Source organism: Pseudomonas sp. JL23 (assembly GCF_056933585.1).
In genome coordinates this window covers 6,161,144-6,173,864 of record NZ_CM167795.1, presented here as the reverse complement: position 1 = coordinate 6,173,864, position 12,721 = coordinate 6,161,144, and the positions used below count along the sequence as shown (strand labels likewise).

General features: G+C 61.6%; 10 protein-coding genes. 5 read left to right on the top strand and 5 right to left on the bottom strand.

Going from position 1 to position 12,721, the window contains the following annotated elements; genetic code table 11:
* Positions 1 to 79: 79 nt before the first annotated feature.
* The 3 genes from AC1Z24_RS28450 to azu all read left to right on the top strand — a co-directional run bounded on the left by AC1Z24_RS28450 (position 80) and on the right by azu (position 4,361).
* Positions 80 to 2,593, top strand: a complete 2,514-nt coding sequence (locus AC1Z24_RS28450; RefSeq protein WP_483743642.1) for a circularly permuted type 2 ATP-grasp protein — start codon at positions 80 to 82, stop codon at positions 2,591 to 2,593.
* On the top strand, positions 2,593 to 3,486 hold the full coding sequence (locus AC1Z24_RS28445; protein ID WP_259110758.1) for a transglutaminase family protein: 894 nt from the start codon (positions 2,593 to 2,595) through the stop codon (positions 3,484 to 3,486). Before AC1Z24_RS28450 ends, AC1Z24_RS28445 begins: the two co-directional genes overlap by 1 nt.
* Positions 3,487 to 3,914: 428 nt before the next feature.
* Positions 3,915 to 4,361: an azurin gene (azu, locus tag AC1Z24_RS28440; protein ID WP_483743641.1), complete on the top strand. Its 447-nt coding sequence runs from the start codon at positions 3,915 to 3,917 to the stop codon at positions 4,359 to 4,361.
* Positions 4,362 to 4,396: 35 nt separating this feature from the next.
* On the opposite strand, the gene AC1Z24_RS28435 is transcribed toward azu, so the two are convergent.
* The 5 genes from AC1Z24_RS28435 to AC1Z24_RS28415 all read right to left on the bottom strand — a co-directional run bounded on the left by AC1Z24_RS28435 (position 4,397) and on the right by AC1Z24_RS28415 (position 9,583).
* Positions 4,397 to 5,065 (bottom strand): hypothetical protein, encoded by a 669-nt coding sequence (locus tag AC1Z24_RS28435; protein WP_483743640.1) that lies wholly within the window; start codon positions 5,063 to 5,065, stop codon positions 4,397 to 4,399.
* Between the two features lie 208 nt (positions 5,066 to 5,273).
* Positions 5,274 to 6,290: a 2-oxoadipate dioxygenase/decarboxylase family protein gene (locus tag AC1Z24_RS28430; protein ID WP_483743639.1), complete on the bottom strand. Its 1,017-nt coding sequence runs from the start codon at positions 6,288 to 6,290 to the stop codon at positions 5,274 to 5,276.
* Positions 6,291 to 6,514: 224 nt separating this feature from the next.
* A complete protein-coding gene (nadE, locus tag AC1Z24_RS28425) occupies positions 6,515 to 7,342 on the bottom strand; it encodes an ammonia-dependent NAD(+) synthetase (RefSeq protein WP_483743638.1) in 828 nt (275 codons plus the stop codon).
* A 39-nt stretch (positions 7,343 to 7,381) separates the two neighbouring features.
* Positions 7,382 to 8,581, bottom strand: coding sequence for a nicotinate phosphoribosyltransferase (gene pncB, locus AC1Z24_RS28420; protein ID WP_483743637.1), 1,200 nt, complete (start codon positions 8,579 to 8,581; stop codon positions 7,382 to 7,384).
* A gap of 99 nt (positions 8,582 to 8,680) precedes the next feature.
* Positions 8,681 to 9,583 carry a LysR family transcriptional regulator gene (locus AC1Z24_RS28415; RefSeq protein WP_259110771.1) on the bottom strand — a complete coding sequence of 301 codons (903 nt, stop codon included), beginning with the start codon at positions 9,581 to 9,583 and terminating at the stop codon, positions 8,681 to 8,683.
* Positions 9,584 to 9,728: 145 nt separating this feature from the next.
* Here AC1Z24_RS28415 and amaB point away from each other — a divergent pair, with 145 nt between their 5' ends.
* Positions 9,729 to 11,219: an L-piperidine-6-carboxylate dehydrogenase gene (gene amaB / locus AC1Z24_RS28410; RefSeq protein ID WP_310504170.1), complete on the top strand. Its 1,491-nt coding sequence runs from the start codon at positions 9,729 to 9,731 to the stop codon at positions 11,217 to 11,219.
* A gap of 160 nt (positions 11,220 to 11,379) precedes the next feature.
* The gene (gene amaA / locus AC1Z24_RS28405; RefSeq protein WP_483743636.1) at positions 11,380 to 12,663 is read left to right on the top strand and encodes an L-pipecolate oxidase; all 1,284 of its coding nucleotides are present in this window, start codon (positions 11,380 to 11,382) and stop codon (positions 12,661 to 12,663) included.
* Positions 12,664 to 12,721: the final 58 nt, after the last annotated feature.

Here is a 12,721-nt window from a genome sequence, read left to right as displayed (position 1 = left end):
GGGGTGTGATATCACATCGACATCCCTGTAGTGTCGTCCGTGCCTATTTGAAGTCCTTACAGTCTCTGCCGAGCCCTCCATGCCTGACCTGCTTGACCGCTATCCGCTTTCTGCGGGTACTTACCACGAGATGCTCGATGCCAGCGGCGCCGTGCGCCCGCATTGGCTGCGTCTCTATGAGCATTTGCAGCGCAGCACGCCTGCCCAGCTGATTCAGCGCCAGGCCTTGCTGACCCGGCAAATCCAGGAAAACGGTGTTACCTACAACGTCTATGCCGACCCCAAGGGCGCTGATCGTCCGTGGGAGCTGGATCTGCTGCCGCATCTGATTGCTGCGGATGAGTGGAAACAGGTGTCCGCCGGTATCGCCCAGCGCGCGCGCCTGCTCAATGCGGTACTGGCAGACTTGTACGGCCCGCAGACCCTGATTGCCAACGGCTTGCTGCCTGCCGAACTGGTATTCGGTCACAATAATTTCCTCTGGCCGTGTCAGGGTGTGAAGCCGCCGGAAGATATCTTTCTGCATATGTACGCCGTCGACCTGGCGCGCACCCCGGATGGCCGCTGGTGGGTCACTGCCGACCGTACCCAGGCGCCTTCGGGTGCCGGTTATGCCCTGGAAAACCGGCAGATCGTGTCCCGGGCGTTTCCGGATACATATCGCGACTTGCAGGTGCAGCACCTGTCGGGTTTCTTCCGCAGCCTGCAGGAAACCCTGGCCCGCCAGGCGCCGTCGAGCAACGAAGCGCCTCTGATCGTGCTGCTGACGCCGGGGCGCTTCAACGAAAGCTATTTCGAACACCTGTATCTGGCGCGCCAGCTCGGTTATCCGCTGGTTGAAGGCGGTGACCTGACCGTGCGCGACGCCACGGTCTACCTGAAGACTCTCAGTGGCCTGCGCCGTGTCCACGCGATCATGCGTCGCCTGGACGATGACTTCTGCGACCCGCTGGAACTGCGCACCGACTCGGCTCTGGGCGTGCCCGGCCTGCTGGAAGCGGTGCGTCAGGGCCGTGTGCTGGTGGCCAACGCCTTGGGCAGCGGCGTGCTGGAATCGCCGGGCCTGTTGGGCTTCCTGCCGAAAATCAATGAATACCTGTTTGGCGAAGAGTTGATTTTGCCGTCGGTGGCGACCTGGTGGTGCGGTGAGCCGCCGGTGCTGGCCCAGGCGCTGGAGAAGATGCCCGAGCTGCTGATCAAGCCGGCCTTTCCATCCCAGAGTTTCGCTCCGGTGTTCGGTCGCGACCTCAACGAGAAACAGCGCAAGGCCCTGGCCGAGCGCATGCAGGCGCGTCCGTACGCCTATGTCGCCCAGGAACTGGCACAACTGTCCCACGCACCGATCTGGCAGCCTGACGGCGAGCAACTGCAACCTCGGGCCATCGGCATGCGTGTGTATGCGGTCGCCGGTAGCGACGGCAGTTATCGCGTGTTGCCGGGCGGCCTGACCCGAGTCGCCGCCGAGGCCGACGCCGATGTGGTGTCGATGCAGCGTGGCGGTGCGAGCAAGGACACCTGGGTGTTGGGCGAGCAACGTTCCTACGGCGGCGAGCCGTGGAAAAGCCAGCGCACCCTCGGTGTCCATGACCTGATCCGCCGCGATCCGTATCTGCCGTCGCGGGTGGTGGAAAACCTGTTTTGGTTCGGCCGCTACTGCGAACGCTGCGACGACAGTGCGCGGATGCTGCGCATCATGATCGCCCGCTATGTCGATGACGATGATCCGCAAGCCTTGCAGGCTGCGGTGGCATTGGGCGAAAGCCTGGGCCTGCTGCCGGGGATCGACGAAGACGACGAAGAGGGCAGTGAGCTGCATAACCGTCTGCTTGCCGGTCTGCTCGGCGAAGACTGGGCCTTCAGCCTGCGCGCCAACCTGCAACGCCTGCAATGGTCGGCGTCCCAGGTGCGCGGCAAGTTGTCCCGGGAAAACTGGCAGGCCCTGGTGGAATTGCAGCGCGAAGCCACCAGCCTCGACACCAAGGAACCGGATTTCGGCGAACTGCTGGATTTCCTCAACCGTCTTGTGATGTCCCTGGCGGCGCTGTCCGGCTTTGCTCTGGACGACATGACTCGCGACGAAGGCTGGCGTTTCCTGATGATCGGTCGGCGTATCGAGCGCCTGAAATTCCTCAGCAGCAGTCTGGCGGCGTTTATCCGTGGTGCGGCGGCATCGGATCAGGCCGGCCTGGAATGGCTGCTTGAATTGGGCAACAGCAGCATTACCTACCGCTCGCGTTATCTGGCGCTGCCGCAACTGATTCCGGTGCTGGATTTGCTCCTGCTTGACGAGCAGAACCCCCATGCCGTGCTGTTCCAGCTCAAACTGGTGTCGCGTTCGCTCAACCGGCTCAATGACGACTTCGGTGCACCCAAGGACAACAGTTTGAATGTGCAGATCAAGCGCCTGGCGGCATTCGATCTCGGTTGCCTGGAAAACGCCCTGTTCGGCGATAGCGGCATACAGGCCGCCCTCGGTGGCCTGGCCGATCTGCTGCAAGGCATTGCCGAAACCAGTGGCCAGGTATCTGACCGCCTGGCCCTGCGCCATTTTGCCCATGTCGATGATGTCAGCCAGCGCACGGTGTCCGTCTGATGAGCGCCCATTACCAGATTCTTCACGATACCCATTACAAGTACGACAGCCCGGTGTCTCTGGCTCAGCAGCTGGCGCATCTTTGGCCGCGGCGTAACCCCTGGCAGCGCTGCACCGAACAGCAACTGGTGATCAGCCCGGCGCCGACCACGCGCCGCGATGAGCTGGACGTATTCGGCAACCCCCTGACCCGTCTGGCCTTCGAGCGGCCTCATGACGAGTTGCAGGTCAATGCACGGCTGCGGGTCGAGGTGCTGCACAAGCCGTTGTTGGACTTCTATCAGTCGCCTGCCTGGGATTCGACCCGCAGCAGCATGACTTACACCGCCCGGCCGATGTCCGCGGACATTCTGGAAGCCTGTCGTTATCGTTTCGAGTCGCCGTACGTGCACCTCAAACAATCCTTCGTCGACTTCTCCGCCGTCTGCTTCCCGCCGGGGCGGCCGTTGCTGCTCTGCGTGCAGGCGCTGATGGAGAAAATCTTCAAAGAATTCACCTTTGACGACGAAGCGACCCAAGTGGCGACGCCGCTGGTTGAAGTGCTTGAGCGCCGTCGCGGGGTCTGTCAGGACTTCGCCCACCTGATGCTCGCCTGCCTGCGTTCACGGGGTCTCTCGGCGCGCTACGTCAGCGGCTACCTGCTGACCCAGCCTCCACCCGGCCAACCGCGCCTGATCGGCGCAGATGCCTCCCACGCCTGGGTCTCGGTGTTCTGCCCGGTGCTGGGTTGGGTGGATTTCGATCCGACCAACAACGTACAGCCGGCGCTGGAGCATATCTGCCTGGCCTGGGGACGGGATTTCTCCGACGTCTCGCCGTTGCGGGGGGTGATCCTGGGCGGCGGCAACCATGACCCGGAAGTGCGGGTGACGGTGATGCCGGTCAGTGGCTGATTATTGAGCTGCTGCGCACTAGGTGGGACCGGCTTTAGCCGGGAAGAGGCTATGACAGCCGACAGACACATATCGATCATGCCTGCGTCTTCCCGGCTAAAGCCGGTCCCACAGGTAACAGCCCATTCAGACAATCGCATCAATCGCGCAACCGCGCCCCTTCGATCTCATGGGTGTAACTGCCGCTGGCGCCACAGGCGTAGGCGGCAAGCAAACTGCGAAACAGGCTATTGAAGGTCATGATGGCGGGCTCTCTAAGTGGGCATGGCGCGATAGTACGGCGCGGCTACGCTTGAGGCTGGTTGATTGTCTCCATGACCCTGATAGCCCTTTCACTCGGTTCTGTTGATGCAAATCATTGGCAGCAGCGCAGGGATCAGGCAGTCTCGCGGGCAAATGATCGAAACTTCCTGCCTTGGAGACTCCTTATGATTCGCAAGCTTGTCGCTGTATCGCTGCTGACCCTGGCCAGTGGCCAATTGCTGGCTGCCGAATGCTCTATCACGGTCGATTCCACCGACCAGATGTCCTACGACACCAAGGCCATCGAGATCGACAAGAGCTGCAAAGAGTTCACCATCAACCTGAAACACTCCGGCAGCCTGCCAAAAGCGGTCATGGGGCATAACCTGGTGATCAGCAAAGAGGCCGATGCCCAGCCGATTGCCACTGATGGCCTGAGCGCGGGTATCGACAAGAACTACATCAAGGATGGCGACATCCGCGTTATTGCCCATACCAAGGTGATCGGCGCCGGTGAAACAGACTCCCTCAAGCTGGACGTGTCCAAGCTCGATGCAGCTGAAAAATATATGTTTTTCTGCTCCTTCCCTGGCCATATCAGCATGATGAAAGGCGCTGTCACTCTGAAGTAAGTCGGCAGACCGCGCGCGACCTGCTCCAGACTGGATCAGGTCGCCGGTTCGGCCATGCGCAACGTCATGCGAATGGTCTTGCCCGCCAGTTGCTGGCGGCTGACCGCGCCGCCGGGCCGTCGTTGATGCCTGCCATCGCTGGCCACCCTCCAGTCCTTGTCCGCCGCTTCACACTCCAGACGCCTGGTTTCGGCTTGCCCCTGCGCAGCCCAGACGGTCCGCCAACTGCACAGCCCCCGATACTCCTTCGCCCCTGACGCCGGAAACCCCGGAACGCCGTTCTTCTGCCGTGGGCTCATGTCCGGCCGTATGGCAATGACCCCGCCGCTGGTGCTACTGCGCAGTGCGTGCTGCTCGCCATGGAAACCATCGATGACCAGGCTCACTTCGCTGAGCAGCATTTCGCAGTCGGGCAGGCTGTAGCTCAGGGCGATCTCGAAACTGAAGGCTTGTGCGCCGGGCGCGCTGTCGTGTTGCAGTAGCGCAGGCGGGTATTTACATAGGTGGGACGTGTATTGGGCAGTGGCACGCAGGGCGCTGTGAGCAGGCAGTTCGCCGCTCAGGGTGAAGGATTCTGCGCTGCTGTTGGTAAAACTCGGGGACGATTGGCTGGCGGCGGTGGCAATCCAGCAGACCACGGCAAATGCGGCGCACGCCGGAATGAACCACGGACGCTGGACGATGGAGCGTTTTTGAGAGAACACGGTGTAACCCTGAACGACATGTCTGGAAACAGAGTGCCCAGAGGGGCAGGCCGGTTCAAGAGTCCGAGGGAAATTCAGAAATGTCCTACAGATCGATACCTGTGGGAGCGAGGCTTGCCCGCGAAGAGGCCAGTACATTCGATATTTATCTATCGTCAGGTATACCGTATTCGCGGGCAAGCCTCGCTCCCACAGGGGGATGTTGACGTTACCTGGCGGTCATCTTGAAGATGCCCTGGGCATTGCTGCTGTCGAAATTGAGGTCCAGACGATCAGTGTCCGGGTCGATCTTGCGCTGGATGAACTCAACGAACGAGCCCGGCACCTGTTGTTCCCGCACGCGCCCCGAGGTGTCGGCAAAGCCTCGGGTGACGGTGCAGGCGCGGTAGGCGGTCTGCATGACCCGGCCCGAGGTGGACACTTCGATGCTGTCCTTCATGGGCCGCTCGATGCGGTTCTGCTCGGCGACCACGGCTTGCAGATCGATCACACGGTCAGTCAGATGGTTGAAGCTGTTGCCTTCGGTGGAGATCCAGGCCATTTCCGCGCTTTCGGCGAGCAGGGTCTGGTAATCGGCCTGTTGCACCACGCCATGCTGGCGGTCGAAAGCCTGATACAGGGCTGGCAGCAGGGCGCGGGCTTCAGCCAGGCTGCAATGGCGGGTCAGACGCAGGCGCTTGAGGATGCTCAAGTGCTCGCTGGTCAGCGGGTCACGGCTGCTGCTGACTACGCGGGTCACGGCATTCTGGAAGGCTTCGCTGAAGCGGCCCGGATGCAGCTCGGAGACGAAGAACTGGGCGATATCTTCCGGCAGGTCCATCTGGCGATAGGCCCAGCCGGTCATGTTCAGTTTGGTCAGCGGGTAGGTGCGCACATCGGTGAAGCCCAGGGGCTCCAGCAGACGCGAGAACGCCTGGCGGCCGCGCGGCAGCTCGCCGTTTTCCGGCCAGTCGACGGTGCGGATGGCGCCGTGGTCGAACACCACCTTGCGGCCCTGTTGCGCCTGTTCATCGACATAGCTACGGCCCGCTGGCACGGCTTCGGTCAGCTTGTACAGCAAGCTCAGGTTCAGCGCTTCGGCCAGCCAGGCACGGTGCAGGTTGTCTTCGCCCCAGGAGAACTCATGCAGACCCTGCGGGACTTCGACGTGACTTTCCAGCCACTGAGCTGCCGGTTGACCGACGACGGTGGCGACGAGAGAGAAGAGGCCTTGGAACGAGGACATGGGCAGCGGCTCTGACGATGGCAAATGAGGCCATCATCAAAGCCCCTATTGACGATGCGGACAAGCGAAAAAAAACGGCGGGTTCATTCCGTTTTCTATTGCTGGCCACTACATGCTGTGGGAGCGAGGCTTGCCCGCGAAGGCTTCGGCGCGGTATTTCTGAAGCACCCCGCTGTCTTTTTCGCGGGCAAGCCTCGCTCCTACGGACCGCTATAAGGCCCGAATCACGGGGCGTACGGCAGATCCCGCTTGTGCTGGGTCTTGCGGTAGGTGTCGGCAATGATCCTGAACGCTTCTTCGCGCACCGGTTCGCCATGCAGGAAAGCGTCGATTTCGGCGTAGGTCACGCCGTGGCTGGCTTCGTCCGGTTTGCCGGGGACCAGGTCTTCCAGGTCGGCAGTCGGGATTTTCTCCACCAGATTCTGCGGCGCGCCGAAGCTGCGAGCGATGGCGCGGACCTGGTTTTTCACCAGACCGCTCAGAGGCGCCAGGTCGCAGGCGCCGTCACCGAACTTGGTGAAGAAGCCCATGACTGCTTCCGCCGCATGATCCGTACCGATCACGAGACCACCCAGGGCGCCGGCGATGGTGTATTGGGCGACCATGCGCGTACGCGCCTTGATATTGCCTTTGACGAAGTCCACGGCGCTGTCTGGCAGCCCGTCGAACGCCTTGACCTGTTCGGCCAGGGCTTTCACCGACGGGGCGATGTCCACGGTGTGGCGCTCGTCGGGGTTGATGAAGTCCACGGACGCAGTGGCTTCGTGCTCATCGTGCTGAATGTGATACGGCAGGCGCACGGCAACGAAGCGGTAGGCCTGATCACCGGTGCTCTCGCGCAGTTCCTTGACCGCGCGCTGGGCCAGCAGCCCGGCCGTCAGGGAGTCGACGCCGCCGCTGATGCCCAGCACCAGGGTCTTGAGCCGCGAGTTTTGCAGGCAGTCCTTGATGAACTGAATGCGTCGGGCGACCTCGGCCTCAAGGGCCGCCTGGTCGGCGAAAGGTGGCTGGACCTTGAGCTGTTCAGCGATTTCGAGCTGTACGGCTTGCATGATTCACTCCTTGGTTTGAAGGCGTTGGCGGTGGTTGAGTCAGCCGGGCACCTTGAAGACATGGCGCAGGTAGGCGACAAAATTCGGGTCCTTGCACTGGGTCTTGCCGGGTTCGTCGGAGATCTTCGCCACCGGCTGGCCGGCGCAGGCGGTCATCTTCAGGACGATACTCATCGGCTCGACGCCCGGTATGTCGGCGGTCAGGTTGGTGCCGATGCCGAAGCTGACATTGATCCGACCACGCAAGGCGCGGAATATTTCCAGGGCCTTGGGCAAGGTCAGGCCATCGGAGAAGACCAGAGTCTTGCTCATGGGGTCGATGCCCAGGCGCTGGTAATGGGTGATGCATTTTTCGGCCCAGATCACCGGGTCGCCCGAGTCATGGCGCAGACCGTCGAACAGCTTGGCGAAGTACAGATCGAAATCGGTGAGGAAGGCGTCGGTATTGATGCAGTCGGTCAGGGCTATACCCAGCAGGCCGCGGTATTCACGGACCCAGCAGTCCAGGGCGGCGATCTGGCTGTCGATCAGGCGCGGGCCGAGCTGCTGGTGGGCCATGATCCACTCATGGGCCATGGTGCCCAGAGGCTTGAGGTCATTCTGGCGCGCCAGCTGCACATTACTGGTGCCGACGAACTGGCCGGGGAAGTCCTGCTTGAGCACGCGTACGACTTCTTCCTGTACGCGGTAGGAAAAGCGCCGGCGGGTGCCGAAGTCGGCGACTTTCAGCTCGGCCAGCTCATCGGGTCGGGCATTGGCGGTGAGCCAGTCGAACTTGCGGTACAACTGGTCCCGTGCCTCGCTGAGCAGAATCCCCGAGTGACGCGTGCGGTTGCGCACTTCACTGACGATGGCCAGCAGCGGCACTTCAAAGAGAATCACATGCAGCCACGGGCCATGCAGACGGATGCACAACTCACCATCCTCGATGCTGGCCTTGACGTAGCGCATGTTGAAACGGAATAGGCCCAAAAAGCGCAGGAAGTCAGGCTTCATGAACGTGATGCGTTCGAGGAAGGCCAGTTGCTCGTTGCTCATGGACAGCTCGCACAACAGTTCGATTTGCTGGCGAATCTCGTTCAGATACGGGCGCAGGTCCTCGCCATTGCGGCAGCGAAACTCCCACTCGACGTCGACGTTGGGATAGTTGTGCAGCACGGCCTGCATCATGGTCAGCTTGTAGAAATCGGTATCCAGCAAGTTCTGCACGATGCGGTCGGAGAAGGCGCTCTCGCTCATGTTTTATTGGTCTCCAGAGTCGCCGATAAAGTAGGGGCAGGCTGTCAGGCAGGTGATTACAGGGCAGTGCCGACAGGTGCAGAGGCGGCATTGTCGCGCTTAATCCGTCGGGTTATCCAACTGTTCCAGCATCCATTGCACAAAATCACGGACTTTGGGCACCTCGGCGGCATGCTCGGGGTAGGCCAGGTAATAGGCGTCATGGCTGGGCAGGGCGTGAGCCCAGGGGATGATCAGCTTGCCATCCGCCAGCTCCTCTTCGACCAGGAAACGCGGCAGCAGTGCCACGCCGCAACCGACCTGCGCGGCACGGATGCACATATAGAATGTCTCGAAACGCGGCCCGTGGTAGCTGTGTTCGGTGTGATAGCCCTGGCTGTCGAACCATTCGTGCCAGGCCTGGGGCCGGTAGGCGTTTTGCAGCAGGACCATGTCGGTCAATTGCGTCGGATCGGTCAGCGGCGTCGACGGCAGGCTGTCGGGAGAGCACACCGGCACCAGTTCTTCGTCGAACAGGCGCACGCTCTCGGCGCCAGGCAGGGCGCCCTGGCCAAAGTAGAAGGCCAGGTCGCAACGGCCCTGGATCAGGTCGTCCGCGCCCTGTTCGTTGATCAGGTCCAGATGAATGTGCGGATGACGCAGGCGCCAGCCCTTGAGTCGCGGCACCAGCCAGCGGGCGCCGAAGGTCGACGGTGTGGAAACCCGCAGGACTTCGGTTTCACCGCCGTAGGAACGCAGAAAGTGCGTGGACATCTCGACCTGGGTCAAGATCTTGCGTACTTCCGCCAGATACAGTGCTCCGGCGGGCGTCAGTTGCAGGCGGCGACGGACCCGGCGGAACAGCAGGTGTTGCACCAGTTCTTCGAGCTGCGCGACCTGCTTGCTGACCGCGCTCTGGGTCAGGTTCAGCTCTTCGGCCGCGCGGGTGAAGCTCAGGTGCCGGGTCACCGCTTCAAAGCATTGCAGGGCGGTGATCGAGGGCAGGTAGCGCTTGTTCAGCATGGGTGGGGTCGCCTTGACGCTGGATCGCAGGTTGCATGAATAAACGGAATGATATCTCGCCGAATGGTCGTTTGTTGCAATGTATGAACAAGGCTATTACTAGAGCCTGAAGATTTTCCCGAATTCTGCAATCAAAGGAGCCACCATGCTTACCGACCTGCTAACCCGTCTCGGTGTCGATCCAGCCCTGTACCAGAAGGGCGACAAGCCTGTGCACACACCGATCAACGGCGAGCGTATCGGCGCTGTGACCTGGCAAGGCGCGGCTGAAGTCGAGCAACAGGTGACCCGTGCCGACGCAGCGTTTGACGCCTGGCGCAAGGTTCCGGCCCCTCGTCGTGGCGAGCTGATCCGCCTGTTCGGCGAAGCGCTGCGCAAATACAAGGCTGACCTGGGCGAGCTGGTGTCCTGGGAAGCGGGCAAGATCACTCAGGAAGGCCTGGGTGAAGTGCAGGAAATGATCGATATCTGCGACTTCGCGGTCGGTCTGTCCCGCCAGCTGTACGGCTTGACCATCGCTTCCGAGCGCCCTGGCCACCATATGCGTGAAACCTGGCACCCGCTGGGTGTGGTCGGCGTGATCAGTGCGTTCAACTTCCCGGTGGCCGTTTGGTCGTGGAACACCGCACTGGCGCTGGTCTGCGGTAACTCGGTGATCTGGAAACCGTCGGAAAAGACCCCGCTGACCGGCCTGGCATGCCAGGCGCTGTTCGACCGCGTCGCCAAGGACTTCCCGGATGCACCGCCTTATCTCGCCCAAGTGATCATTGGCGGCCGCGATGCCGGTGAAGCCTTGGTCGATGACCCGCGCGTCGCCCTGATCAGCGCTACCGGCAGCACCCGCATGGGCCGTGAAGTGGCGCCGAAGATCGCCGCGCGCTTTGCCCGCAGCATCCTTGAGCTTGGCGGCAACAACGCCATGATCCTCACTCCGAGTGCCGACCTGGACCTGGCCGTGCGCGCAGTATTGTTCAGCGCCGTCGGTACTGCCGGTCAGCGTTGCACCACTTTGCGTCGCCTGATTGCCCACGAATCGGTCAAGGCTGACTTCGTTTCGCGTCTGAAAACCGCGTACTCGAAAGTCCGTATCGGTCACCCGCTGGAAGGCAACCTGATCGGCCCGCTGATCGATCAACAAAGCTTCCAGGGCATGCAGGACGCCCTCGAGCAGGCGCTTAGCGAAGGCGGCAAGGTATTCGGCGGCGAGCGTCAGTTGCAGGACACCTTCCCTAATGCTTACTACGTTTCCCCGGCCATCGTTGAAATGCCTGAGCAAAGCGCGGTGGTGCGCCATGAAACCTTCGCGCCGATCCTTTATGTGATTGGCTACGAAGAGTTCAGCGACGCCGTGCGTTTGAACAACGAAGTACCACAAGGCCTGTCCTCGTGCATCTTCACCACTGACGTGCGTGAAGCCGAGTCGTTTATCTCGGCAGTCGGCAGCGACTGCGGTATCGCCAACGTCAACATCGGCCCGAGCGGCGCGGAAATCGGCGGCGCCTTCGGTGGCGAGAAAGAAACCGGCGGTGGCCGTGAGTCCGGTTCGGATTCGTGGAAAGGCTACATGCGTCGCCAGACCGCGACCGTGAACTACTCCCGCGAACTGCCGTTGGCGCAGGGTATTACCTTCGACTGATTGATGTAGCGCTGGTGTAGGGCTGATGTGGGACCGGCTTTAGCCGGGAAGACGCAGGCAGGATCGATAAGCTTCTGTCGTCTGTGCAATTGTCTTCCCGGCTAAAGCCGGTCCCACCGTATTCAAATGAACCATCGTTGTCTCTTTCCGGGGTTTTGCGATGTCGCTACGCGAAGAATGTCTATGGGAAACGCTGACGCCGCAGAGGCCTGACGCGTCAGCGTTGAAGGGGGAGGTGACGGCGGATGTCTGTGTGATCGGCGCAGGCATCACCGGACTTTCCGCTGCGATACATCTGTTGGAACAGGGCAAGAGCGTCGTCATAGTCGAAGCCCACCGCACCGGCCAGGGCGGCTCGGGGCGCAATGTGGGGCTGGTCAACGCCGGCCTGTGGATCCCGCCGGACGATATCGAAGCAGGGTTTGGCGAAGCCATCGGCAGCCAATTGAACAGCATGCTCGGCGGCGCACCGTCGCTGGTGTTCAGCCTGATCGAAAAATACGGCATCGACTGTCAGGCGCGCCGCGAAGGCACGCTGCACATGGCCCATAACGCCCGTGGCGGCGCTGATCTGCGCAGTCGCGAGGAACAATGGAAGCGCCGTGGTGCGCCCGTTGAGTTGTTGACTGGCAAGGCCTGTGAAGAGGCCACCGGCACCAAACAGATCACCAGCGCCTTGCTCGACCGCCGCGCCGGGACGATCAACCCCATGGCCTACACCAGTGGCCTGGCCAAGGCTGTGGAAACCCTGGGTGGCCGCCGTTACGACCATTCTCCGGTCACGCGTCTTGAGCGTCAGGGCGAGCGTTGGTGTGTGGTCACTGATAACGGCGCGGTGATGGCCAGTCAGGTGGTTATCGCCTCCAATGCCTACACCGAAGGCGAGTGGACCGAGCTGCGCCGCAGCTTTTTCCCCGGCTATTACTATCAGGTCGCCTCGGTGCCGCTCAGCGGTGACGCGGCTGCGCAGATTCTGCCTTTCGGTCAGGGTTCGTGGGATACCCGTCAGGTGCTCAGCAGTATTCGTCGTGATGCCGATGGTCGCCTGTTGCTGGGCAGTCTGGGCAATGGCAATCAAAAGCCGGGCTGGTTTCTCAAGGCCTGGGCCGACCGGGTGCAGCAGCATTACTACCCTTATCTGAAGAATGTCGAGTGGGAGTGCACTTGGACGGGCTGTATTTCCTTCACGCCTGACCACTTATTGCGCATGTTCGAACCGGCTCCCGGCCTGGTTGCGGTCACGGGCTATAACGGTCGCGGCAACACCACGGGGACGGTGGTCGGCAAAGCCTTTGCCGATTACCTGTGTACCGGCAATGCCAAGGTGCTGCCTATACCATTCACGCCGATGGCACCGCTGGTCGGGGTGGGCCTGCGCAGCGCTTTCTACGAAGCCGGTTTCTCGCTTTATCACGCGGGCCAGTGTCTGCGAATCGTCATCTAAGAGGCAGTTCGGACAAGTTGAACGGCACTTTTTTGCACATCCACTAACCTCAAATGGT